The sequence below is a fragment of the Pseudomonas frigoris genome (assembly GCF_047758635.1).
GTDB lineage: Bacteria > Pseudomonadota > Gammaproteobacteria > Pseudomonadales > Pseudomonadaceae > Aquipseudomonas > Aquipseudomonas frigoris.
Genome location: NZ_CP180479.1, coordinates 2105001 through 2129520, shown reverse-complemented (window position 1 = coordinate 2129520; position 24520 = coordinate 2105001). Strand labels below are relative to the sequence as shown.

The window sequence follows — 24520 nt, the reverse complement described above, 5'->3', positions numbered from 1 at the left end:
TACGAGCCTAAAGTGAAGTCGTCCACCCACTTCATGAGAAAAATGCCATGACGTTGCAGATCGGTTTTCTGTTGTTTCCACAGGTTCAGCAACTGGACCTCACCGGCCCTTACGACGTACTGGCCTCGCTGCCGGACGTGAAGGTGCATTTGATCTGGAAGGACCTGATGCCCGTTACCGCAAGCACGGGCCTGGTGCTGAAACCGACCACCACGTTCGACGATTGCCCGCAGTTGGATGTGATCTGCATTCCCGGCGGCAGTGGCGTCGGGCCGTTGATGGAAGATGAAGAGACGCTGGCCTTCATCAAGGAGCAGGCTGCCAAAGCGCGTTACGTCACGTCGGTGTGTACCGGCGCGCTGGTGCTCGGTGCGGCGGGTCTGCTGAAGGGTAAACGCGCCACCACTCACTGGGCCTATCACGAATTGCTGGCGCCTTTGGGGGCGATCCCGGTGAATGATCGGGTGGTGCGCGACGGCAATCTGCTGACCGGTGGCGGGATCACGGCGGGCATCGATTTTGCCCTGACCCTGGCTGCGGAGCTGTTCGATAAGGACACGGCAGAGCTGGTGCAGTTGCAGCTGGAATATGCCCCGGCGCCGCCGTTTGCGTCGGGCAGCCCTGAGACGGCTCCGGTCAGTGTGCTGGAGGAAGCCCGCAAACGTGCCGCCGGGTCATTGAAACTGCGCTCGGAAATCACCGAGCGTGTAGCGGCGAAACTCGACCGGGCGTCAGTACGTTGATCCATTCCTCGGCGCAGCCAGCGGCCGGCTGCATCGAGGACTTTCCATCGCCCACAAAAAAACCCGCCTAAGCGGGTTTCTCAAGACCATTGCGACATCCTGTCAGCAGCCATCCGGGCCTATGGTCGATCATCCGTGATCCTGAGTGCATCCTGCGACTCAGTTGATGGAGCCAGATTAAACACATCGGTGACGCATCAAAAGACGACATACCCGTCAACGGGTGTAAGCCTTTGGCCACTCGAGTCCTGAAGCGAATTTCAGCAGGCGAAAAAAAACCCGCCGAAGCGGGTTTTCCCAAGACCATTACGACTCCCTGTCGGCAGCGATTCCTTGCTTATGGTCGATCATCCATGATCCCGAGCACTTCCTGTGCTTCGGTTGATGAGGCTAGATTACGCTTCGGATCCAATCCGCAATAGGAGACATAGCTACCATCGCGTGTAAGACATTCGCTATACCAGCCCTTCCGAAAACCCTTAGGTCACTCAGGTATTACGCATAGAGGCCGTTTCAGCCAAGGTTAGACAGGCAGCCATCACTCTTCCTGACGCTCGCGCGCCTTGGCACTGACTTTGAGAAACTCTTCGATGTTGTTCATCTGTTCATCCCAACCGCGGCTGTCCATGCGGAACGCCTTGAGCCGGCGCGTCTGAGGGATGTGATCGAAACCGGACTCGGTGACCTTGAGTAACGTGCCTTCAACCATGTCTTCGAGCTCGAACTTCACCAGCGTGGTGGGTTCCAGGGAGTAATCGAGCTCAGGCTCCACGGCATACGGGTGCCAGCGAAACGAAAACACCCGTTCGGGTTCGACCCGCTCCACCAGTACGTTCCACATTAAGTGTTCATAACCCGGGTACGTAATCTGCCCCTGGGTCCATTCACCGGCGACAAAACGCTTGCCCTCCAGCGCCACGCCAAACCACTGTCCGAAGGCTTCGGCATTGGCCAGCACACGCCAGACCTGCGAGCGCGGCGTTTTGAGCAGGATCTTCCTTTCGATGCGATCTGATGCTGGATTCATAAGTCACCTCCTGTACTGAACAGTAGGCCTGTAAGACCACAAGACCAACCCTAAAGTTGTATCAATCGGGTATCGCAATCAACCCTGTACGAAATATTCAGCTGCATTTCCAAGTGTAACTGCTGGTTTGAAAACAAAACGAGTAGACCGAAACTGCTCGCCATTGTTGGCTGGGGCTCATTACAGTGTGCAGGGCATTCCCGACAGTTGGCTGGAGAAGTTACATTTGCGTGAAGACATCGAAGCCACGGCTGACGCTTTGCTGCGGGCAGCCACCCTCACGCAATCAGGAGCACGCGATGAATAGCCTGCATGGCAGCTGTTTGTGTAAAGCCATCGAATACAAAGTCGATAGCCTCGACATGCCCATCAGTCATTGCCACTGCCAAACCTGCCGCAAGGCACACGCGGCGGCATTCGCCTCGACAGCCGGGGTCATGCGCGAGCATTTTCGCTGGACCAAAGGTCAGGGCCATCTGAATAGCTACGAATCGTCGCCGGGCAAGCTTCGGTATTTCTGTTCGGTCTGCGGTTCACACTTGATGGCTGAGCGCCTGGTCCAACCCCACGTCATTGTTCGTGTGGCGACATTGGACGATGACCCGAAAATGACGCCGCAAGCGCATATCTGGACGTCACATGATGTGCCGTGGCTCAAATACGACTCGATCGAAAATTACCCTGAATGGCAGGCATAGCCAGGCCAATACGTAGCGCTACACTGCCCCCAACTTTCCACGTCAAAGCGAGAATCCCCATGCACCCACGCTTTCTTCTGGCACTGACGCCTCTGCTGTTCACTACTGCCGCTTATGCGGTGGACTGCGACAACGCCGCCGATCAGGCCACGATGAATCAGTGCGCGGCGCAGCAGCACAAGACGGCGGACAAGGAGTTGAATGCGCTTTACCAGCAGATCAACGAGCGCTTGAAGAGCAACCCCGAAAGCAAAAAGCTGCTGATCGGGGCGCAGCGTTCGTGGATTGCGTTTCGGGATGCCGAGTGCAAGTTCTCGAGCGTCGGAGTGGAAGGCGGGAGTGTGTATCCGCTGATCTACAGCAACTGTGTTACTGAGTTGACCAAGGCACGGGTGGAGACTTTCAAGAATTATTTGAAGTGTCAGGAGGGGGATTTGACTTGTCCGGTGCCTGGGGCTTGATGATTCAGTGCTTGTAAGGGCCTCATCGCGAGCAAGCTCGCTCCCACAGTGGTTTTCGGTCATACACAAATTGTGTGTTCACCGACGACCTACTGTGGGAGCGGGCTTGCTCGCGAAGGCGCCAGTTCAGGCACCGAGGTTATCGAACAAATATCTGCGCGGTCGTGATCGCCATATCCCCACCCGGCAACTTGATGCTACCAATCTGCTTCATGCTCTCGGGATCAAAGATCGCCACATCGTTAAACGTCCCCGCCAGATAAATCTTGCTGCCGTCCTTGTTGAACGAAATGCAGTAGTAGGAATGATCCAGCGTCGCCGCCTGGAGCATTTTCTTCTCCTTGATGTCGTACTTCGCCAAACGGTTGAGCACGCCAAACATCAGGTTCGGGTCCTTCGGTGAGCGCATGCCGCTGAAGTAGATTTCCGTCAGCGGGCCGAAGTCGGTGGTTTCGGTCTTGCCGGTTTTCAGGTCGATGCTGAACAGCCCATAGAGGTATTCAGCGGTCAACGGGTCCTGCTTCTTGTCCTTGAATTTCGCGGCGGTGTAGAGCAGCGAGAAGTCATGGCGATAAGTCTGCTGGTTCCACACGTAGAGCACGTCCGGTGCGCTGTAGCCCGGGCGCTTCCAGTGGCGGCTGGGGATGAGCACGTCGAACTTGCCGGTTTTCACATCGACCTTGTAGACGTCCGCCCCCGCCACATACAGCGTGCCGTCGTCACCGCTCTGCATGATCGTCAATTGCCGTGGCGCCGGGAAACTGCGCACGGGTTTGGCGTCCATGCCGGCGTCGGTGGCGTAAACATCAAGCCGAGGCTGCTGCACTTCATAACGGTCGTTGAGCATCAACGTCGGGTTGGCGATGGTGAACAACTCCTTACCGTCGTGGCTGAGGGTGAAGGCGAACATGGACCTCGCTTTCTCCCCCGATTTCTGGGTGATGCTGGCGTGGAACACCTGTTTACAGCTGTCGAGTTCGACGCCATAGACATCCGCGTAGTGGTTGTTCAGCACGTAAGCGGTCTTGCGGTCCGGCGACAACTGAACGGTGCCGGGACCAAAGGCATCCGGCATTTTGCAGGTCTTGAACAAGGTGTCGGTGACCACGTCGATGACGTGCAGGTTGTTCGGGTAATTGGTGGTCAACATGTACTCGTGACCATCTTGTAGAGCAGTGTTTTCATCGGCCAGAACAGTGAGCGAACACACGCTCAGGACGGCGAACGCGGTCAGGCCGCAGGCTTTGATGCGATGCATGCTGGAATCCTTCTTCTCTGTCCGATTACTTGTCTTTTGGAAAGACAGTCCCGAGGTTGCGCCAGTTTTCATTGGACGCCTGGGCATCCTTGTTCCAGTCCGGGTAGGTGCTCATCATGTCGGGCACCTGGGCCGGCCACCAGCAAGGGTCGGAGCAGCCGTAAAGGTCGGCTTCCATCGGCTGGCACAGCGACGACACACCGCCAAACGCATCGATTTCCCAACCCGGGTCGGTGGTCGAGGCGCAGCCAGCGACGGAACTCATCGCGACCACTTCTTCGATGCGGTTTTCGGCCGCGGCCTCATCGAGTTTCAGCGCTTTATTATTGATTGCCTTGAGATGTTTCATATCAGTGAGCCTTGCGCGGAGTGATGTAGCTGCTGATAAACGCAGGGTTGTGGGCCATGATCCGGGTGTAGACCTCGATGCCGAAGTCGACCCAGTCACGCATCAGTTCGCAGTAGTGATAGGTCGGGTGGGTCGGGTCGCCGTAACGGGCATAGCTCTCGTGGTAGCAGCCGCCGGAGCAGAGATTGCGGATCTGGCAGTCTTCGCAGCCGGTGTTGGTGCGGTCCAGGCGCTGGGACAGGAAGTCGTTCAACTCGACCTGTTTCACCCCACTGTGGACGTTGCCGAAGGTCGGCAACGATGAGCCGGTAAAGCGGTGGCACAGGTTCAATTCACCCTTGTGATCCACCGCCAGCATCTTCAGGCCCGCGCCGCAAGGCAGGGCTTTTTTGTGGCCTTCGTGGATGTCGGTGATCAGCTGGTGCAGGTTGGAGAAACCGATGTTGCGGTGCTCCAGCGCCGCTTCCAGATAACGCCGGCCGAGTTTCTTCATGTTGGCGAAGACTTCGATCAGCTCGTCGCTGGACAGGTTGAAGGTGCTGATGTCGCCGGAGGTCACCGGGGCAAAGCCAACCTCGGCAAAACCCAGTTCGTTGAACAGGTGATCCCAGATGGTTTCGACGTCGGTGACGCCGGTGGTCAGGGTCACCCGAGCACCGACCGGACGACTGTTGTAGCGTGACAGCAGCATTTCAGCCTTGCGCCGCACCACGTCGTACGTGCCCTGCCCGCCCACGGTGATGCGGTTGCGGTCGTGCACGGTTTTCGGTCCGTCGATACTGACTGACAGGCCAAAACGGTGGGCGTTGAGGTAGTCCACGGTCTCTTCGGTGAGCAGCGTCGCGTTGGTGGTCATGACGAACTCGACGAACTTGCCCGCGTCGCGGAAACGTTTCTCGCAATAGTCGACCATGTACTCGATCAGCTTGCGATTGCTCAGCGGCTCACCGCCGAAAAACACCACGGTGAAACGCTCTTCGTCCGGGGATTCGCGCAGCAGCATTTCCACTGAGGCGACCGCCGTTTCGACGTCCATTTTCTTGCCGGCCGACGGCTTGTCCAGGTCTTCCTTGTAGCAGTAGGTGCAGCTCAGATTGCAGCCGGTGTTGACGTTGAGCACCACGGTGTTGATCGCCGTGCGCTCGACCCGCTTGGTGCCGATGTCGGGGGTCAGCGGCGAGCCGTCGCTGACCAGTTCCAGGGCCATCAGCTCACGGAGGGTCTCGGTGATTTCTTCGCCGTTGAAACGAGCGGCCAGGCGCTGGATCAAGTCGTCCGACGAACAGCCGGGACCGCGCAAGGTGTCGATGATGGTGCCCGTCAGCTCATCACTGGCGAACAGCGAACTGCTGGGAATGTGAAACAGCATGCGGTCGGCATCGACGTGCACTTCGTGCAGGTTCCGCTCAACCAGATTCAAAATAGCGCCCATTGCAACCTCCTGTGCAAACCCCGTTCTACGGGGCTCACGGTCATTCCAAAAAATGTCTGAAGCCGTTGAAGTCAGCCAGCTCACGTTTTCAAAATCATGGAATGGGTGGATTGTTCCAGCGTTGCACGGTGACGATCATGTGGCCTTCGCCGGTCAGGGATTTCCCTGCGTCGTCGACGGCGGCGATCACCTTGAGGTTGCCGGCATTGTTGGTGGACATTTTGCGCTGCGGGTTCGGCCCGGCATCGCCCGGTGTGAACACGCCGCTGTCAGCCTGCATGGTGCCGGCGAACTTGACGTCCTCGTCTTCCTTGGCGCGGTCGTCGAAGGCTTCGACCGACCACTGCGCCGGGAACACGCCGATGCGATACGGCTTGCCGTCAGCGCCCTTGCCCCAGGCTTCGGCATCAAAACGGCCCTGGACTTTCGGCGACGAACCACCGCCCTCGCCAATCCGCGCCACCGAGAACTCGGGCACGACTTTGACTTCGGCGATCTTGCTGTAGACCGACAGGGTCGGGCCTTTCAGTGTGCCGACGGTGACGTTGCGCAGACCCGGTTGAGCATTGGCGGCAGCCTTGAGCTTGACGCGCATGCGCTCTGGACTTTGCTCCAGCACCTCGACCACTTCCACGCCTTTGCCGAAGTTCGGTTTGCCAGTGAGACCGCTGCCGACAAGCGTGACTTCAGTTTCAGCGCCAGCCTTCAGATAACCCGGCTGCACCGCCAGCAAACGACTACTGCCCTGCTTGGCGGCGACGAAGTCCAGACCACGCTCATCGTGCTCGGCCTCGAACATCCGGCCCTGCATCGCATTGCCTTGGGCGGCGAACACCTGGCGCATGGTCACGCCGTCGATGGTCACGTTGCCGCGCCATTCGTAACCGGTGTACAGAATCGCGCTGCCGTCGCCGTTGAACGGGCTGCCGTCGGCGTATTGGCCTTTGACGCTGACCTTGAACGTGTCGCTGCCATCGGCCATAACGCTCATCACACCGGCCACTTCACCCTTGCCCGGCAAGTGGCCGCTGAAGCTCCAGTCACCGACCAGAACATCAGCTTTCGGCGCGGTGCTCAGCCATTTTTTCCAGGCCGGGTTGTCCAGCGGATAACGCTTGGCCAACAGCGGCACCATGTCTTTGCGGGCCAGGTCGAACCAGTCACGGTCACGGGCCAGGGCCTGGTATTCCAGGGACGGCCATTGGCCGAGGTGGAAGTTCACCAGACGCTCCCATTCCTCGGCCGGACGCCGTTGCAGGGCGACCCGCGCACCGGAGTGGCAGCGGCCGCACATCTGGCTGGTCTGGTCGTCGAATTTCTCGACGGTATTGAGTCGACGTTCCAGCGCATAACGCACGCCATCGGTCTCGCTTGGGGCCAGGCCCTGGGTGTCGGCCAGGTATTTGACCAGGGTTCGGCGGTCGTCATCGCTGATCTGCAAACCGTGCATGGTTTGCATGCGGGCGATGCTCATCAGCCAGCCTTCAGGGGTTTTGCGCTGGTGGCTTATACGGCTCAGGGCGTTATCGGCTTCGGGGGTATGACAGCCCTGACAGGTTTCCTTGAGGATGGTCTGAGCGTCGCGGGCTGCCAGGCTGTAAGGCGAATGCAGCGCCACACAAGCGGCCACGGCCAGCAGACTGGCACTCAGGCCTGATCGGAGTTTTCTCTTCATCAACGTCGAACCTCGCACGGTGCTTTCTTATTTTTGTGGCTTATCGTTTTTATGGTTTCTGCCGTCGGCGGCGCACCGCTGACGGAGGCAAGAGAAACGTCTGCGATGAGCAATACACGGAGCGTGCCAGCTTGACGATTACCTTTTAAATCAATCCGTTGCGTGTAGATGACCGCTTTGCGCCATCGCTGAACGAGATCGCCTGCGTCTAATATCGCGACAGTTGTTGCAGTCTGAGACAGCATAGATGGCCAGACCGGAACAGTTCATCGGCCGACGATTGACGCCGCCTCCCTGCAAGCGCGAAATGGTCGTTCACCGATTGCCACCAGGGGATAAAAAAATGGCAAGCATCACTGTCCTGGCGGGGGACTTTCTGCAGGGTGATGGAGAGTACAGAGACGGCGTTTTCACCCTCAGAACGTCGCTTCACCCATGGCCTGGAATTACCCTCCCGCTCTCATCGTTCAAGTGCGTGGAAGTGGCCAACGAGGATTCGATCAACAACATCAAGGATGCCATCGGCTTTGGCGTGGCCGGGGCCATGCTGTTGGGGCCCATCGGCGCAATCGCCGGGTTCATGCTGGCCGGAAAGGAAACCGAAGTGACCTTTCTGGCGACACTCAAGGACGACAGAAAGCTGTTGGCTGCCGTGGATGGCAACACGTTCGAAGAAATTTCCCGTAAGTTTGCAGCCTGAATAATCGGCGCGGGCCGCACCGCTTTCCCACGGTGCGGCGTGACGCCGGTTCAGATGTCATAGGTGGGGTGAACGCTTTTGTGTACGTCGATCTCGTGCTGCATGTCCGCCACCAGCGACGCGATCGCATGGGGACTGTCCAGTGTCCACAGGGGAACGTGGGTGGCCACTATATCCACTTTGCCGGTCAAGCAGTCGCAGACCCGAATCGTCAGGGACTGGTCCGCCGCCATGGTGCAGGTGCACACGGAGGGCAGAAAACTGTGTTCGATGATGTTTTGAATTTCCAGGGTTGAAAGGAACATCGTTACCTCCCTCACGCCAGATGTAATGCCCGATGAACGGTCCGTCATTTCACCCACCGAGCCTGAAAATTCTAATCCTCAATAACGGGTACCTCAAGATCGCAACCCGGTTGCTCGTCGTCTCATAGCTGTCGCAATTTGCAACAATCTCACAGCGTTCTCGCGATTCCCTTGAGTGCCCCAAAACCCCGCCAGCCAAGAGCGGCTCTGCCTTTTCGGGCACTTGGCACAGCCATTGCCAGCCGTTAAGAAAGCCACGTTTCACGAACAACAAGAGGTCTCGACAAATGCCCCTCCCTTATTTGCTTCCCGCCACCTCGGCGTTCATCCAGCGCGCCCCGCGCATGCTCATCGGCGGCGACTGGATCGAGGCCGCCGACGGCCAGACCATGCCCCTGCACAACCCGGCCACCGGCGAAGTGCTGTGCGTCGTGCCACGGGCCACACCTGAGGATGTCGACCGCGCTGTGCTCGCTGCGCGTCAGGCCTTTGATGATTCGGCCTGGACCCGCACCCGACCTCGGGAGCGGCAGAACCTGCTGTGGAAACTCGCCGACCTGATGGAACGCGACGCCGAACTGCTGGCGCAACTGGAATGCCTGAACAACGGCAAAAGCGCGGCCGTGGCCCAGGTGATGGACGTGCAACTGTCCATCGACTTCCTGCGCTACATGGCCGGTTGGGCGACCAAGATCGAAGGTTCCAGCGTTGAAGTGTCGCTACCGTTGATGCCCAACGATCAATTCCACAGTTTCATCCGCCGCGAAGCGGTGGGCGTGGTCGGCGCCATCGTTGCCTGGAACTTCCCGCTGCTGCTGGCCTGCTGGAAACTCGGCCCGGCCCTGGCCACCGGTTGCACCGTGGTGCTCAAACCCGCCGACGAAACCCCGCTGACCGCGCTGAAACTCGCCGAGTTGGTGCTGGAGGCCGGTTACCCCGAAGGCGTGTTCAACGTGGTCACCGGCACCGGCATCACTGCAGGTTCCGCCCTGACCCACAATCCGCTGGTGGACAAGCTGACCTTCACCGGCTCCACCGCTGTGGGCAAGCAGATCGGCAAGATCGCCATGGACTCCATGACCCGGGTGACCCTGGAACTGGGCGGCAAATCGCCGACCATCGTCATGGCCGATGCCGATCTGAAGACCGCCGCAGCCGGTGCCGCCAGCGCGATTTTCTTTAATCAGGGCCAGGTGTGCTGTGCAGGTTCCAGGCTGTATGTGCAGCGTAAGCATTTCGACAATGTGGTGGCGGACATCGCCGACATCGCCAATGCCATGAAGCTCGGTAACGGCCTGGACCCAAGTGTCGAGATGGGGCCGCTGATCTCGGCGCGCCAGCAGGAACGGGTTTACGGGTACATCGAAAAGGGACGGGAAAGTGGTGCGACGATCGCCTGCGGTGGTGAGCAGTTTGGGCCAGGCTTTTTCGTCAAACCGACGGTGATCGTCGATGTCGATCAGAAACACTCATTGGTGCAGGAAGAGATCTTCGGGCCGGTGCTGGTGGCGATTCCGTTCGATGATGAAGCCGATGCGTTGCGCATGGCCAATGACAGTCCATATGGGCTTGGGGCGAGTATCTGGTCGAACGATTTGGCGGCGGTGCACCGGATGATTCCGCGGATCAAGTCGGGTTCGGTGTGGGTCAATTGCCACAGCGCACTGGACCCGGCGTTGCCGTTTGGTGGGTACAAGATGTCGGGGGTTGGGCGGGAGATGGGGTATGCGGCGATTGAGCATTACACCGAGTTGAAGTCGGTGTTGATCAAGCTCTGATCTGTGGTGCCCTTACGGGCGCCATCGCGAGCAAGCTCGCTCCCACAGGGAATTGTTGGTGTGACATAGACAGTGTTCACACCACAAAACCCTGTGGGAGCGAGCTTGCTCGCGATAGGGCCAGCCCGGACAACATGAATTTCAGGGTTTGAACCCCTGAGCCAACAACCAACTGCGAACCACCCTTCCCTGCTCCACCGTCAACCCCGCCAAAACCTGATCCGCAGGCTCACTGCCCAACCGCCGCACCAACGGCGCCAACTCAACCCCTTGCACATGCCAGATCCCCAAAGGCTGATCCGCCGTGATCACCACCTCGGCCTCATCCACAAATCCATCGCGCAGCACCGGCGCGCGCTCAATCCTCAGCGAGGAAAAATCCGCCTCGGCATGCGCCACTTCAGCATCCGGCCACTGCCGCCGCGCAAGCCAGAATGGCTGCTGCAACCAACGCTGCTCATCGGCATAAAAATCCCGCCCGATCCGCGCAAAACGCAAAAACAACTGCTCCACCCGTTGCTGATGAAAGCGCTGAGCGAGCGCCGCTCGCTCGGGTTTACGCAACAACGTGTTGATCACGGTCGGCGCCTGTAACGCCGAGGACAATGACTGAAAAATCCCGTTGCCCGACAGCGGATCCACCGCCATCGCCGCATCGCCTACCCGAATCCGGTTATCGCCACACACCTGCGGGCACAAAATCGCCGTGCTGCTGCGCGCATGCAGCTGTAGATCGATCTCAGGCTCGACACCGAAAAACGCTCGCGCCAACGCCGAGCCTTGGCGCCGTTGACGACAGTAATCGAGCAACTGCGCCTTGCCCGGCAATTCAGCACTGGCCACGTCCACGGTCCATTGCCAGTAACACTGACCGTCGGCTCGCCGGGCCATCCATGCCCAGCCGTCCTCAAGGCTTTCCAACGCACTGGCGGTGCTGCCCGGCGTGCCTTGCCAGCGATTGAGCAGGCTGACCGTCTCCGGCCCGCGCAGACCTTTGCCGAGCGCAGGAGCCTGACGCCCCCGCGCCTCAACCAGAAAATCCGCCAGCAGCGCCTCGCGCCCTTCGACCTCGATCCGATGCCCCGAAGCCGATGTCTGCACCGTCAGCACTCGGCCTTCGATTAGCTCAACGCCAGCCAGCCGCAGATCCTCGCGCAAACCACGATCAAAGCTCGGGCGATCCAGTAAAAATTCGATGTTCTGCGCATGCTGCTGACCGTTCCATGACACCTGCCGTTGAGACGGCAGCGCCGCATCCGCCAGCGCCTGATGAAGCCCCGCGCCACGCAAGGCCTCCAGCACCCGAATGGAAACGCCTTCCAGCGCCGCAAACCGCCGCCATTCGCTGACCAGCGTCACGGGATAACCGAGCCGACGCAAACCCAAGGCAACCGCCGCTCCCGCTGGCCCTGCGCCAAGAATCAAAATCATGGTCCGAAGCGCCGTTCAGGGCCGCGATAACGGGCATTCTCCCGCAGCCATTCGATGATCTGTTCGTTGCTCGCCTCAGGATGAGCAACCAGGAAACCTGCGATGTGCCCGCTCAACGCCGCACAGCCGAGACTGGCGCCAGACTGCCCCGGATAGGTGCCATGCACACACGCGGCGAAATCCGCTTGAGCGCTGTTGAGCCACGACCATTCCTGTTCGGCACAACGGGCATCGCCGGTGACTCGCAGCACCTGTGGATAATTCGCCGGAAACACGCCCTCGCCCTGCGCCGGGCTGGACGCACAGAGCAAAACACCTCGCGCTATCGCCGCGGCACAGGCTTCACGCAACAGGCTGCGATCCTGACGCAGACCGAGGCTCAAATTGATCAGCCGAACATCCTGCGCCACCAGCCAATCAATTGCCGTGGCGATCTGCAACGCGCTGGTGACGCCACGCTGATCGAACACCTGAGCCACGCAAAATACCGCCGAAGGCGCCCGCCGACCGATGGCCTCGACCACCGCGCTGCCGTGGCCCAGCGGATCGTCGCGCAAGTCGCCTTCGGCCAGGCCATCCTCCAGCAACGAGAAGCGCCGCCCGGCGACTACTTGCACCCGCTGCGCCGCCGAGTGACCGCTGTCCACCACGCCAATCCGAAGCTCAGGCTTCATGCAGCACCGTTTTTGAAGTAAGCACGCCATCGAGCAATTCAAAGCGCAAATCGGCATCGGCCAAGGTAGAAGGACGGTGGCTGATGAGGATCCGCGTGCGTCCGGCAAACAGTCGATCGATGGCTTCAATGACTTCGCGCTCGGTGGCTTCATCCACCGCCGAGGTCGCTTCGTCCAGCACCAGAATCAACGGGTCCTGCAACAGCGCCCGGGCGATGGCGATGCGTTGTTTCTGCCCGCCGGACAACTGCTGACCACGTTCGCCCAACGGGCTGTCGAGGCCTTCGGGCAAAGACTCGATCAGGCTGTCGAGTTGCGCCAGTCGCGCCACTTCGGCAATCGCTTCACGACTGGCGTCCGGCACCGCGTAGGCCAGATTGTCGGCGAGGCTGCCGCGAAACAGCACGATGTCCTGACTGACCACGGCAATCCGCCGACGCAACTGGAACAGGTCCAGTTCGCGCAGATCGACCTCTCCCAGCAATACGCGGCCGGACTGCGGATCGTGGTGCCGTTGCAGCAAGTCGATCAGGGTCGATTTGCCGACCCCGGAGCCGCCGCTCAGGGCGACTTTCAAACCGTAAGGAATTCGCGCTTCGATCCCGCGCAAAGTTGTCGGGCGACCGGGATGACTGAAGTGCACATCGTCGAAACGCAGTTCGCCGGAGGTCGGCATCGGCTGCGGCGTGACCGGTGTGAGAACGGTTGGTTCTTCTCCGCGCAATTCCATCACGCGCCCGAGGCTGACGGTCATTCGTTGGACCGCGACATAGAGCCCCAGCAAGCTCTGCACCGGTCCGACGGCCATGCCTAGATAGGTGGAAAACGCGATCAGCGCGCCCAATTGCCAGGTCCCCTGCACCACCCAATAACCGCCAATCAAAAACGCACAGGCGCGGGACAGAGAAGTCAGTGTGCCCGGCACCGCCTGGGTGAAAAACTCAGTGACTTGCAGGCGCAGCAACTGGCTCATGTAGCCTTGGCCCAACGTCTCCAGTCGCCGCGATTCACGCTGTTGCTGGCCGGCAGACTGGATGAATTTCATCACCGGCAAGGTCTCGACCATGAACGAGGACATGTCCGCCGAGCGCTCACGCAATTGCCGCACATCGCGCTCGACCTTGCGCCGCATCCAGCGCAGCCAGAGCACGTCGAGGGGAATCAGCACCAGCGCCAGCAACGAGAGTTTCCACGACAGAGTCAGCAGCATCGCCACGGCACAGACCAGACCGATCACACTCGACACCGCCGAGAACAAGGAGTCCACGGCAAAGCGCTGGATCTCCGCGACGTCGCCATCGAGGCGCGACATCAAGTCACCGATTCGGCGCTGTCCGTAGAAACTCGGCGAGAGCGTTTGCAGATGTCGATAGAGGTCGTCGCGCAGGGCAAACAGAATCCGCCCGGACAGCCGCGTGTGCAGGTAACGATTGATCCCCGACAACCCCGTTCCGAGCAACCCGGCCACGATCATCAGCCCGGCGATCAGCACCAGCATCGGAAAGTTGCGTGCAAGCAAACCATCGTCGATCAGCAGCTTGGTCAGCCAAGGCTGGACCAGCACCAGCAACGAGGCGCAGACCGATAACCCGAGCAGCCCGGCAATCGCCAGACGATGCGGCCGCACGAAGCTGTAGAGCCAGCGCAACGCCGCTTGCAGGGCTTCGGGGTTCTGGCTGTCGATCAGCCGAACGATCAGGCGCTGCATCACGAGCGCAACTGTTTGAGCTTGCGATACAAGGTCGCGCGGCTGATGCCCAAGGCGTCGGCGGCGGCCGAGACGTTGCCCTGGTGAGTGTCCAGGGACTGGCGAATCATCTCCAGTTCGTTTTCGCGAATGCTGCCGGCCTGAGGGCGTTCGGTGGCGGTCAGTTCGTCGAGCATGCTGTCGGGCAAGTGGTCGAGGGTGAGTACGGTGTCCCCCGGCTCGCGCATGGCCAGCGCCGTTCGTAAAACCATTTCCAGTTGGCGGATGTTGCCCGGCCAGTGATAGCCGCCGAGCAAGCGGTTCAAATCGTCATGCAGGACCATCGTCGGCGCATCCAGCTTGGCCAGCAGACGAGCGACCAGACCGCTGAAATCCTCACGCTCGCGCAATGCCGGGAGCATCACGCTGATGCCGTTGACCCGATAAAACAGGTCCTCACGAAAGTGCTTTTCTTCGACCAGTCGCTTGAGGTCGCGGTGCGTGGCGCAGATCAATGCGACGTCGATGTCTTGCTCTTCGCCAGCGCCTAACGGTGCCACTTTACGGTCCTGCAACACCCGCAACAGACGGGCCTGCAAGGCCAGCGGCATGTCGCCGATTTCATCGAGAAACAAGGTGCCGCCATGGGCTTGTTGCAGACGACCGATCATGCCGCCGCGACGCGAGCCCGTGAACGCGCCTTCGCGGTAGCCGAACAATTCCGACTCGATCAGGCCTTCGGGGATCGCCGCGCAGTTCACCGCGACAAAGGGTTTGTCGCAGCGGGTTCCGGCCATGTGCAGGGCGCGGGCGATGACTTCCTTACCGGTGCCGGTTTCACCCAGCAGCAACACCGGCAGCTCATTGGCCAGGCCTTGACGGGCCATGCGCAAGGCTCGGGCATAACGGACATTGCTGCCGGCCAGGGATTCGAGATCCGGTTGTGCTTTGGCGGTTTTCGCGGTGCTGCGCGGCGGCGTGCTGACATTGATTGAACGCTGCGGCGCACGCAGGGTTTTGTAGAAGAACTCGCCTTTGGCGGTTTGCAAACTGCCGACACCGCCCTGATGCTGACGCGACAGAAGTTGCAAGCCATCGACGCCCAGAAACTCTTCACAGCGTCGACCGACCAGCGCCGAGCGCTCGGCGTGGAGCAACTGACAGGCCTGGGCGCTGACCGCGAGAATCTGCCCGCCAAGGCTCACCGCCAACAGACCTTGCCAAGGGGATTCGAGGTACTGCCGACGGCTGTGGAAGGCCAGGACGATCTCGTCTGGATAACTGGCGTTGAACACCCGGCTTTCGATCTGGCTGACGGCCATCGCCAGCAACGCGGTGCTGTCATGCACGCGGCCCAGCGGGCCTTCGCGGGTCAGGTCGAGCACGCCAAGGATGTCGCCTTGGGGGCAATGGATCGGCACCGAGGTGCAGGAGAAATCGGTCAGGCGATCGAGGTAATGTTCGCCGCAATCGATCATCGTTGGCCGGGCTTCCACCAGTGCGGTGCCCAGCGCGTTGGTGCCGCGAGCGGCTTCGCTCCAGCAGGCGCCGAGGGTGATGTCTTGCAGGCCGCTGCCCCTGAAGCGGTCGGCGCGACCTTCGGCAGCGAGGATGGTGGCGTCGGAATTGGCAAGGATGATCAGCCCTTCCTTGCCCTGGCGTTCGGCCAGGTAATCGATGGCCGGCAATGCCGCGTCGATCAGCAGCCGATTGCTCGCCAACAGCACGTCGAGGCTCGCGCTCGACTCCAGCGCCAGCTCGTGCTTGGCATTGAAATGCACGCCATGGCTCAGGCTACGCCGCCACGACGCATCGATTTCCGCCCGCAACACGCCATCCGGGACTTCGCCCTCGAGATGGAATTTTTCCCGGGCCAGCCGGGCTTCGCGGTGCAGTTTGGGAGGAGTTGTTTTTATTAGCGTCATCAAGCGCTCCGGATCGGTCCGCCCTGCGCTTTTTCAAGTTCAGCGCCCTGCCGCAATCTTTACGTTAACGTCAGGGCAATGGCAAGTGCCTTACAGCGCTTGTGTTTCATCCGGGGGACCGCGTTATCGTTCTTCGCGAGCAAGCCCGCTCCCACACTTGACCGAGTTGAACCACAGATTTGTGATCAGCACCGGCCCAATGTGGGAGCGGGCTTGCTCGCGAAAGCGGCCTCCCAGGCACCCTCGAACTCAGAGGCTCCACACCTCGGAGTTCACAAAAAACGCCCGCGCATTATCCTCAAGACTCTCCAGGTGATACCCACCCTCCTGCACAATCAAACACGGCAACCCAAGGCTGCGAATCCGCTCCCCAAGCCGCGCAAACCCCTCACGAGTCACCGCCACTTTGCTCTGCGGATCCAGCTCAAAAATATCGAACCCCAGGGACAACACCAGCACCTCGGCGCCGAAGTCTTTCACCGCCGCCAATGCCACGTCCAACTGACCCAGGAAGTCCGCCTCACTGGCGCCATGCGTCATCGGCAAGTTGACGTTGAACCCCTCGCCCTTGCCGACACCCCGCTCATCAGCGAACCCGGCAACCCCCGGATAGAAGTTGGTCGGATCGCCATGCACCGAGACGTAGAGCACGTCATCGCGGTCGTAGAAAATCTCCTGAATCCCCTGACCGTGGTGCATGTCGGTGTCGAGCACTGCGACCTTTTCGAACCCGGCGCGTAACACCTGTGCTGCCACCGCCGCATTGTTCACATAACAGAAACCACCTGCCGCTTCTGCCCGGCCATGGTGCCCCGGTGGACGACACAAGGCGTATGCCGCCGGCTCGCCATCGAGCAACGCCTGAGCGCCGGCAATGGCGCTTTGCGCCGACCAATACGCCGAGCGCCAGGTCTGCTCACCGACCGGGCAACTGCCATCGGCCAGATAGCGGGCGGCCTGGGCGAGAATCCCGCGCAGGGCATTGGGCTCGCGCACGAAGATGTTCGACATCACCTCGTCGCCCCAATCCTCGGGAATCTCTTTCCAGCGCTGATGCGCTTCCTGCAGAAACGTCAGATACGGCGCGCCGTGCACCGCCAGCAGCGGATCGAGCCCGGCATCGGCCGGTTGCTCAACCGTAAAACCCAATGAACGAGACGCCTGCACCAACCGCTGAGCGCGCTCGGGCACCTCCTGTGGTGTGCGCATCTGCCCACGGGAGTAGTAGCTGCGTGGATGGTGAAGCAATTGTTCGGGGTGGAAAAAACTGCGCATGGATTATCACCTGTCAGTGTGGGAGCGGGCTTGCTCGCGAATGCGGTGTGTCATTCAACAATGATGTCGACTGACACTCCCTCTTCGCGAGCAAGCCCGCTCCCACATGGATTGCGTTTTATTCGACTTTACCGGCGCGGGACAGCACAGCGTTGAGCAAGACATCGGTGCCCTGACGCACGTCTTCGGGCAACACGTCTTCGGCTTCGTTATGGCTCAAGCCGCCGACACACGGAATGAACACCATCGCCGTCGGGCAGTACCGCGCCAGATGAATCGCATCATGCCCGGCACCGCTGACAATCGATTGCTGAGCGTAGCCCAGCGTGCCCACCGCCTGCTGCACGGCCGCCACGCAATCGGCATCGAACGGTGTTGCCGGGCTGATCCAGTGAGGCCTAATCGTCAGGTTCAAGCCACGGCTATCGGCAATCGACTGGAGTCGCGCACGGACCTGCTGCTCCATGGCCTCAATGGCTTCGTCGCGGTGATGACGCAGGTCGACGGTGAAATTCACCAGCCCCGGAATGGTGTTGCGCGAGGATTTGTTGATGCTCAACTCGCCGACAGTGGTCAGGCCTTCAGGGGCGAAATCGGTGGCCAAACCTTCGATGGCCTGGATCATCCGCGCCACGCCATACAAGGCGTCTTTGCGCAGCGGCATCGGCGTTGTACCGGCGTGGGCGGCCATGCCTTCGACGCGTACATCTAGCCAGCGAATTTCCTGGCCGCCGCTGACCACGCCGATGCTTTTGGCGTTGTCTTCGAGGATCGGACCTTGCTCAATGTGCGCTTCAAAGTACGCATCCACCGCGCCGCCAAACGGGGGCTCGCCGGCGTAACCGGTGCGTTGCAACGCCTCGGCAACGCTGATGCCGTCGATGTCACGCACCGCCAGCGCTGCGTCCAGTGGCATGATCCCGGTGAACACCGCCGAGCCGAACATCGCCGGTGTGAAGCGTGCGCCTTCTTCGTTGGTCCAGACCGCCACTTCCAGCGGCTTGCGGGTCTGGATGCCGAGGTCATTCAGGCAACGGACCACTTCCAGGCCGGCGAGTACGCCATAGACGCCATCGAAAACGCCCGCCTTCAGGCTGGGTGTAACAATTGGAATGTGTGTTGATTGCCCGCAGTGGGCGACGCTTTGATCTGACGGAAACCGGGGAGGAAGTCCTGCGCATTGCGGCGGACATTTACGGCGATATTTCACGACTGAGCACGGTGGTGGAGAGTCGTAACGACGACGTGGTCGGCAAGATTCGCATCCTTTGACATTGCTCCGTGACCAGCAAGGCTTTACCGGCAAGATCGTCGCATCATCGACGAGTTTCGAAGAAATTTATCGCTTGATTTGCGCGGGGTTCCGCATTGGGTGTCTGCCGACGCACTTGGTGCGCAGGGGTCGAGCAAGGTTTGCTCTGGCGTTTGCCGCCGGAAGATGGGGTGGTGGATTTCGATATCCAGCTGTTGTGGAATCGTGAGCAGAAGATGAGTCAGGCCGAAACCGTATTCCTCGAAAGCTTCCAGCACATGCTCAGTATTCGTGAGCCTGTGCTGTGAAGCCTTGATCGATTAGACGTGAGGGTCGCCCGGTGCTTTGCTCGGTGTAGCGTATTGCGGCTTCAAGTGACCGTCCTGATCGAGTAGCCAGGCATCCATGATCTGCCGCACCACGGGACCTGCGACGCGACCGCCGGCCTCGCCGTTTTCGATCATCACCGAGATGACAATCTTCGGATGTTCGGCCGGGGCAAAACCGACGAACAAGGCGTTATCGCGGTTACGCTCCAGGGTTTTCGCCCGGTTGTAACGCTCGCCCTGCTTGATCGCCACCACTTGCGCGGTACCACTCTTGCCGGCGATGCGGTACTGAGCGCCCTGCGCTGCCGCCCGGGCAATCCCGCGAGCGTCGTGCATGACCATTTGCATGCCATGGTTGACCTGCTCCCAGTCACGCGGGTCTTTCAACAGGATGTTTGGCATTGGATGCTCATCCACTGGCGCAACACCGTCCACTGTCCTGGCCAGGTGCGGGCGATTCCAGACACCTTTGTTGGCGATCAGTGCAGTGGCCTGGGCCAACTGCAGGGGCGTGACCTGCATGTAACCCTGGCCGATGCCGAGGATCACGGTCTCACCCGGGAACCATGCCTGACGGCGCGTGGCGCGTTTCCAGGCTTGCGATGGCATCAAACCGGCAGACTCTTCGAACATGTCCAGCGAGACTTTCTCGCCGAGGCCGAACATGGCCATGTAGTCATGCAGTCGGTCGATGCCCAGCTTGTGGGCCAGGTCGTAGAAGTAGGTGTCGTTGGAGCGCATGATCGCCGCGTCCATGTCCACCCAGCCATCGCCGCTGTGGTTCCAGTTTCGGTACTTGTGATCGAAATCCGGGAGTTGGTAATAACCGGGGTCGAAGACGCGGGTCTGCGGGGTAACGACGCCGGCGTCCAGACCGGCAATGGCCACTTCCGGCTTGATGGTCGAACCCGGTGCATAGAGGCCGCGCAGTACGCGATTGAACAGCGGCCGGTCGATCGAGTCGTGCAGCGCTGCGTATTCCTTGAAGCTGATCCCGGTGACGAACAGGTTCGGATCGAAGCTCGGCTTGCTGACCATCGCGAGTACTTCGCCGGTCGACGGATCGAGAGCGACCACCGAACCGCGACGATCGCCCAAGGCTTCCTCGGCGGCTTCCTGAAGTTTGACGTCGAGGCTCAGTACGATGTTTTTGCCTGGAATTGGATCGGTGTGCTTGAGCACTCGCAGGACCCGGCCCTGAGCGTTGGTTTCGACTTCTTCGTAACCAACCTGGCCATGCAACTGCGACTCGTAGAATTTTTCGATGCCGGTCTTGCCGATCGATTGAGTGCCACGGTATTCCACCGTGTCCAGGGCTTTGGATTCTTTCTCGTTGATGCGGCCGACGTAGCCAATGGAGTGCGCAAAGTGCGCGCCCATCGGGTAGTGGCGAACGAATTGTGGCTCTACATCGATCCCCGGCAGACGGAACTCGTTGACCGCCAACACGGCGATTTGTTCTTCGCTGAGCTCGTAGAACAAGGTGACCGGCACGAATGGATGTCGAGCCTGCTTCATTGCCTTGTCGAACAGCGCTCGATCTTCTGTCGGCAAGTGCAGGAGGGTGACTACTTCATCCAGTTCCTCTTTGACATCAGAGGCGCGTTCGCGGGTGATGGTCAGGTTGAAGCTGGGACGGTTGTCCGCCAGAACTACACCGTTGCGGTCATAGATCAATCCGCGGGTGGGGGTGATCGGCAGGACGTGGACGCGATTGTTTTCTGAGATCGTCGAGTGATAGTCAAATTCGACCACCTGCAGGACATACATGCGCACGACCAGCGCGCAGGTAATGGCGACAACGAACAGGGCGCAAGCCATCAGTCTTTTGTTGACCAGGCGCGTCTCTTTTTCGTGGTCCTTGATCGGTATCGGTTGGGGCATTTCTGCAGCAGCTCTTTGACTGTAAAGGGGGCGCCGATCCGTAGGCTTGAAATCAGTCCGCTAAAAAACGAGCTGCACCATACCAAAAACCGGACGGTCACTTTAGTGCGATTTCCTCTAACGGTTGTCCTTGAAGATTAAAACGACGTTCGGTTTCTTTATGACTAGTGCGTTTTGCTCAAGATTGATATTCCCATTCATGCATTTTTCTTGAAGGAGGGCCTGTAGATACTGGGTGCATGTCATTCCGTTATGTTTTTTTGGAGTCTTTTCATGCATCCACGATTTCAACGATTACTGGGCTCCAATGGATTTTCCATTAGGCTGGAACTGCTCCTGGATAACGATTGGTCCAGCGATGGGCAGCGGCTGCGGATTGCCGAGGAGCGGCCGTTTGGAGTTCCGGACCTGAAGCAGCACGCCGCTATGGCGCACCTCGCAGACAAGGCTGGTTTCGGCGCTCTGTGGGTACGCGATGTGCCGGTTTATGATCCCGATTTTGGTGATGCGGCACAGGTGTTCGAAACCTTTTCCTACCTTGGCTACCTGGCCGGGATCACTGACAACATCATGCTGGGTACGGCGGCGGTTGTATTGCCGTTGCGTCAGCCTTGGCTAACGCTCAAGGCAGCCAACAGTGTTGATGAACTGAGTGATGGACGTCTGCTACTGGGGGTGGCCAGTGGCGACCGACCTATGGAGTATCCATTGTTTGGTGTGGACTACGATCAGCGGGGCGAGATCTTTCGCGAGACGGTTGAGTTGTTGCGCAGACAAGGTGAAGGCCGCTTGCCGGAAGGTGCTCGCCTGTTACCGGAGCGAGATCAGCCAGTGCCATTGCTGGTTGCAGGTCTTGGTCAGCAATCCCCTGCGTGGATCGGCCAACACATGGACGGCTGGCTCGCCTACCCTGGCACTCCGGATGAGCATCGGCGCCGAGTGGGACTGTGGCGGGAGGTCGGTGGTAATAAACCCTACATCAGCTTCGTTCACTTGGATCTGGCGGCCAATCCTCATGCACCGATGCGACGCGTACGTTTTGGCGGCAGCTGCGGGAGACTGGAATTGATCGATGAGCTTCAGGCTTTGCGTGAAGCAGCTGTGCAGCACGTTGGCTTGCATCTGCGTCGTAGCGAGCGACCGGTTGCCGAGGTTATTGAAGAGATTGCTGAATACGTTCTGCCGAAGTTTCACTAACGATGCTGCTGGAACCTGGGATGGCCGATGGACTATCCCTTTTTCGTAATGCCACTTTCTTGCGGACAAAACAAAACCCCTACCTGCATACGCAGATAGGGGTTTCGGAATTTAATCTTGACGATGACCTACTCTCACATGGGGAAACCCCACACTACCATCGGCGATGCATCGTTTCACTGCTGAGTTCGGGATGGGATCAGGTGGTTCCAATGCTCTATGGTCGTCAAGAAATTCGGTAGCCAGGTCGTGGGCCTTTGCAGGTTCACGCTCCAGCGAATGGGTATGCGATAGTTGGGTGTTTTGTGAGTATCTCGAACTTTCGGTTCGTTTCGTCTTCACACACCGCAATCTGGTGCTCTTTCGCTTTTTAGCTCGAAGCATGCAAATTGCTTGGGTGTTATATGGTCAAGCCTCACGGGCAATTAGTATTGGTTAGCTCAACGCCTCACAGCGCTTACACACCCAACCTATCAACGTCGTAGTCTTCGACGGCCCTTCAGGGGACTCAAGGTCCCAGTGAGATCTCATCTTGAGGCTAGTTTCCCGCTTAGATGCTTTCAGCGGTTATCTATTCCGAACATAGCTACCCGGCAATGCCACTGGCGTGACAACCGGAACACCAGAGGTTCGTCCACTCCGGTCCTCTCGTACTAGGAGCAGCCCCTCTCAAATCTCAAACGTCCACGGCAGATAGGGACCGAACTGTCTCACGACGTTCTAAACCCAGCTCGCGTACCACTTTAAATGGCGAACAGCCATACCCTTGGGACCGGCTTCAGCCCCAGGATGTGATGAGCCGACATCGAGGTGCCAAACACCGCCGTCGATATGAACTCTTGGGCGGTATCAGCCTGTTATCCCCGGAGTACCTTTTATCCGTTGAGCGATGGCCCTTCCATACAGAACCACCGGATCACTAAGACCTACTTTCGTACCTGCTCGACGTGTCTGTCTCGCAGTCAAGCGCGCTTTTGCCTTTATACTCTACGACCGATTTCCGACCGGTCTGAGCGCACCTTCGTACTCCTCCGTTACTCTTTAGGAGGAGACCGCCCCAGTCAAACTACCCACCATACACTGTCCTCGATCCGGATAACGGACCTGAGTTAGAACCTCAAAGTTGCCAGGGTGGTATTTCAAGGTTGGCTCCACGCGAACTGGCGTCCACGCTTCAAAGCCTCCCACCTATCCTACACAAGCAAATTCAAAGTCCAGTGCAAAGCTATAGTAAAGGTTCACGGGGTCTTTCCGTCTAGCCGCGGATACACTGCATCTTCACAGCGATTTCAATTTCACTGAGTCTCGGGTGGAGACAGCGCCGCCATCGTTACGCCATTCGTGCAGGTCGGAACTTACCCGACAAGGAATTTCGCTACCTTAGGACCGTTATAGTTACGGCCGCCGTTTACCGGGGCTTCGATCAAGAGCTTCGCGTTAGCTAACCCCATCAATTAACCTTCCGGCACCGGGCAGGCGTCACACCCTATACGTCCACTTTCGTGTTTGCAGAGTGCTGTGTTTTTAATAAACAGTCGCAGCGGCCTGGTATCTTCGACCGGCATGGGCTTACGCAGTAAATGCTTCACCCTCACCGGCGCACCTTCTCCCGAAGTTACGGTGCCATTTTGCCTAGTTCCTTCACCCGAGTTCTCTCAAGCGCCTTGGTATTCTCTACCCAACCACCTGTGTCGGTTTGGGGTACGGTTCCTGGTTACCTGAAGCTTAGAAGCTTTTCTTGGAAGCATGGCATCAACCACTTCGTCACCCAAAGGGTAACTCGTCATCAGCTCTCGGCCTTAGAATCCCGGATTTACCTAAGATTCCAGCCTACCACCTTAAACTTGGACAACCAACGCCAAGCTGGCCTAGCCTTCTCCGTCCCTCCATCGCAATAACCAGAAGTACAGGAATATTAACCTGTTTTCCATCGACTACGCTTTTCAGCCTCGCCTTAGGGACCGACTAACCCTGCGTCGATTAACGTTGCGCAGGAAACCTTGGTCTTTCGGCGTGGGTGTTTTTCACACCCATTGTCGTTACTCATGTCAGCATTCGCACTTCTGATACCTCCAGCAAGCTTCTCAACTCACCTTCACAGGCTTACAGAACGCTCCTCTACCGCATCACCTAAGTGATACCCGTAGCTTCGGTGTATGGTTTGAGCCCCGTTACATCTTCCGCGCAGGCCGACTCGACTAGTGAGCTATTACGCTTTCTTTAAAGGGTGGCTGCTTCTAAGCCAACCTCCTAGCTGTCTAAGCCTTCCCACATCGTTTCCCACTTAACCATAACTTTGGGACCTTAGCTGACGGTCTGGGTTGTTTCCCTTTTCACGACGGACGTTAGCACCCGCCGTGTGTCTCCCATGCTCGGCACTTGTAGGTATTCGGAGTTTGCATCGGTTTGGTAAGTCGGGATGACCCCCTAGCCGAAACAG

General features: G+C 59.1%; 18 protein-coding genes, 2 rRNA genes and 2 pseudogenes (1 of these 22 running past the window's edge). 7 read left to right on the top strand and 15 right to left on the bottom strand.

The window, feature by feature from the left end; translation table 11 throughout:
• The first annotated feature begins 47 nt into the window (after positions 1 to 47).
• Positions 48 to 743: an isonitrile hydratase gene (gene inhA, locus ACMXYH_RS09675; RefSeq protein WP_415766938.1), complete on the top strand. Its 696-nt coding sequence runs from the start codon at positions 48 to 50 to the stop codon at positions 741 to 743.
• A gap of 538 nt (positions 744 to 1281) precedes the next feature.
• Here inhA and ACMXYH_RS09670 read toward each other — a convergent pair.
• On the bottom strand, positions 1282 to 1770 hold the full coding sequence (locus ACMXYH_RS09670) for an SRPBCC family protein (RefSeq protein ID WP_129437188.1): 489 nt from the start codon (positions 1768 to 1770) through the stop codon (positions 1282 to 1284).
• 299 nt (positions 1771 to 2069) lie between these two features.
• On the opposite strand from ACMXYH_RS09670, the gene ACMXYH_RS09665 reads away from it, so the two are divergent.
• Positions 2070 to 2468: a GFA family protein gene (locus ACMXYH_RS09665; protein WP_415766937.1), complete on the top strand. Its 399-nt coding sequence runs from the start codon at positions 2070 to 2072 to the stop codon at positions 2466 to 2468.
• A gap of 59 nt (positions 2469 to 2527) precedes the next feature.
• The gene (locus ACMXYH_RS09660) at positions 2528 to 2929 is read left to right on the top strand and encodes a lysozyme inhibitor LprI family protein (RefSeq protein ID WP_134423385.1); all 402 of its coding nucleotides are present in this window, start codon (positions 2528 to 2530) and stop codon (positions 2927 to 2929) included.
• A gap of 139 nt (positions 2930 to 3068) precedes the next feature.
• Here the strand turns inward: ACMXYH_RS09660 and peaD are convergent, their stop codons facing one another.
• From peaD to peaA, 4 genes are all read right to left on the bottom strand, one after another.
• Positions 3069 to 4187 (bottom strand): quinohemoprotein amine dehydrogenase subunit beta, encoded by a 1119-nt coding sequence (peaD, locus tag ACMXYH_RS09655; protein WP_415766936.1) that lies wholly within the window; start codon positions 4185 to 4187, stop codon positions 3069 to 3071.
• Positions 4188 to 4212: 25 nt separating this feature from the next.
• Positions 4213 to 4536 carry a quinohemoprotein amine dehydrogenase subunit gamma gene (gene qhpC, locus ACMXYH_RS09650; protein WP_008145336.1) on the bottom strand — a complete coding sequence of 108 codons (324 nt, stop codon included), beginning with the start codon at positions 4534 to 4536 and terminating at the stop codon, positions 4213 to 4215.
• Between the two features lies 1 nt (position 4537).
• Positions 4538 to 5968 (bottom strand): quinohemoprotein amine dehydrogenase maturation protein, encoded by a 1431-nt coding sequence (peaB, locus tag ACMXYH_RS09645; protein ID WP_415766935.1) that lies wholly within the window; start codon positions 5966 to 5968, stop codon positions 4538 to 4540.
• A 94-nt stretch (positions 5969 to 6062) separates the two neighbouring features.
• Positions 6063 to 7643, bottom strand: coding sequence for a quinohemoprotein amine dehydrogenase subunit alpha (gene peaA, locus ACMXYH_RS09640; RefSeq protein WP_415766934.1), 1581 nt, complete (start codon positions 7641 to 7643; stop codon positions 6063 to 6065).
• A gap of 343 nt (positions 7644 to 7986) precedes the next feature.
• Here peaA and ACMXYH_RS09635 point away from each other — a divergent pair, with 343 nt between their 5' ends.
• Positions 7987 to 8343 carry a hypothetical protein gene (locus ACMXYH_RS09635; RefSeq protein ID WP_123368360.1) on the top strand — a complete coding sequence of 119 codons (357 nt, stop codon included), beginning with the start codon at positions 7987 to 7989 and terminating at the stop codon, positions 8341 to 8343.
• Positions 8344 to 8393: 50 nt separating this feature from the next.
• Here the strand turns inward: ACMXYH_RS09635 and ACMXYH_RS09630 are convergent, their stop codons facing one another.
• A complete protein-coding gene (locus tag ACMXYH_RS09630; protein WP_129437198.1) occupies positions 8394 to 8648 on the bottom strand; it encodes a DUF1652 domain-containing protein in 255 nt (84 codons plus the stop codon).
• Between the two features lie 287 nt (positions 8649 to 8935).
• Between ACMXYH_RS09630 and ACMXYH_RS09625 the strand changes: the two genes are divergently transcribed.
• Positions 8936 to 10426, top strand: a complete 1491-nt coding sequence (locus ACMXYH_RS09625) for an aldehyde dehydrogenase family protein (RefSeq protein ID WP_415766933.1) — start codon at positions 8936 to 8938, stop codon at positions 10424 to 10426.
• A 141-nt stretch (positions 10427 to 10567) separates the two neighbouring features.
• Here the strand turns inward: ACMXYH_RS09625 and qhpG are convergent, their stop codons facing one another.
• The 6 genes and pseudogenes from qhpG to ACMXYH_RS09595 all read right to left on the bottom strand — a co-directional run.
• A complete protein-coding gene (gene qhpG, locus ACMXYH_RS09620) occupies positions 10568 to 11857 on the bottom strand; it encodes a flavin-dependent monooxygenase QhpG (protein ID WP_415766932.1) in 1290 nt (429 codons plus the stop codon).
• Positions 11854 to 12531, bottom strand: coding sequence for a subtilisin-like serine protease QhpE (gene qhpE / locus ACMXYH_RS09615; protein WP_134423373.1), 678 nt, complete (start codon positions 12529 to 12531; stop codon positions 11854 to 11856). Before qhpE ends, qhpG begins: the two co-directional genes overlap by 4 nt.
• Positions 12521 to 14239, bottom strand: coding sequence for an ABC transporter ATP-binding protein (locus tag ACMXYH_RS09610; protein ID WP_008145349.1), 1719 nt, complete (start codon positions 14237 to 14239; stop codon positions 12521 to 12523). Before ACMXYH_RS09610 ends, qhpE begins: the two co-directional genes overlap by 11 nt.
• Positions 14239 to 16143 (bottom strand): sigma-54-dependent Fis family transcriptional regulator, encoded by a 1905-nt coding sequence (locus ACMXYH_RS09605; protein WP_415766931.1) that lies wholly within the window; start codon positions 16141 to 16143, stop codon positions 14239 to 14241. Before ACMXYH_RS09605 ends, ACMXYH_RS09610 begins: the two co-directional genes overlap by 1 nt.
• Before the next feature lie 249 nt (positions 16144 to 16392).
• Positions 16393 to 17418, bottom strand: a complete 1026-nt coding sequence (locus tag ACMXYH_RS09600) for a histone deacetylase family protein (protein WP_415766930.1) — start codon at positions 17416 to 17418, stop codon at positions 16393 to 16395.
• Positions 17419 to 17536: 118 nt separating this feature from the next.
• Positions 17537 to 18530 (bottom strand): annotated as a pseudogene (locus ACMXYH_RS09595) (allantoate amidohydrolase); the annotation flags it as partial.
• On the opposite strand from ACMXYH_RS09595, the pseudogene ACMXYH_RS09590 reads away from it, so the two are divergent.
• Positions 18523 to 18978: pseudogene (locus ACMXYH_RS09590) on the top strand (LysR substrate-binding domain-containing protein); the annotation flags it as partial. The pseudogenes ACMXYH_RS09595 and ACMXYH_RS09590 sit on opposite strands and share 8 nt — an antisense overlap.
• Before the next feature lie 12 nt (positions 18979 to 18990).
• Here ACMXYH_RS09590 and mrdA read toward each other — a convergent pair.
• On the bottom strand, positions 18991 to 20883 hold the full coding sequence (gene mrdA / locus ACMXYH_RS09585; RefSeq protein ID WP_415766929.1) for a penicillin-binding protein 2: 1893 nt from the start codon (positions 20881 to 20883) through the stop codon (positions 18991 to 18993).
• Between the two features lie 273 nt (positions 20884 to 21156).
• Here mrdA and ACMXYH_RS09580 point away from each other — a divergent pair, with 273 nt between their 5' ends.
• Complete coding sequence (locus tag ACMXYH_RS09580; protein WP_415766928.1) at positions 21157 to 22080, top strand: TIGR03571 family LLM class oxidoreductase; 924 nt, start codon at positions 21157 to 21159, stop codon at positions 22078 to 22080.
• 115 nt (positions 22081 to 22195) lie between these two features.
• Here ACMXYH_RS09580 and rrf read toward each other — a convergent pair.
• A 5S ribosomal RNA gene (gene rrf, locus ACMXYH_RS09575) occupies positions 22196 to 22311 on the bottom strand.
• 173 nt (positions 22312 to 22484) lie between these two features.
• Positions 22485 to 24520 (bottom strand): 23S ribosomal RNA (locus ACMXYH_RS09570); it runs 856 nt beyond the window's last position.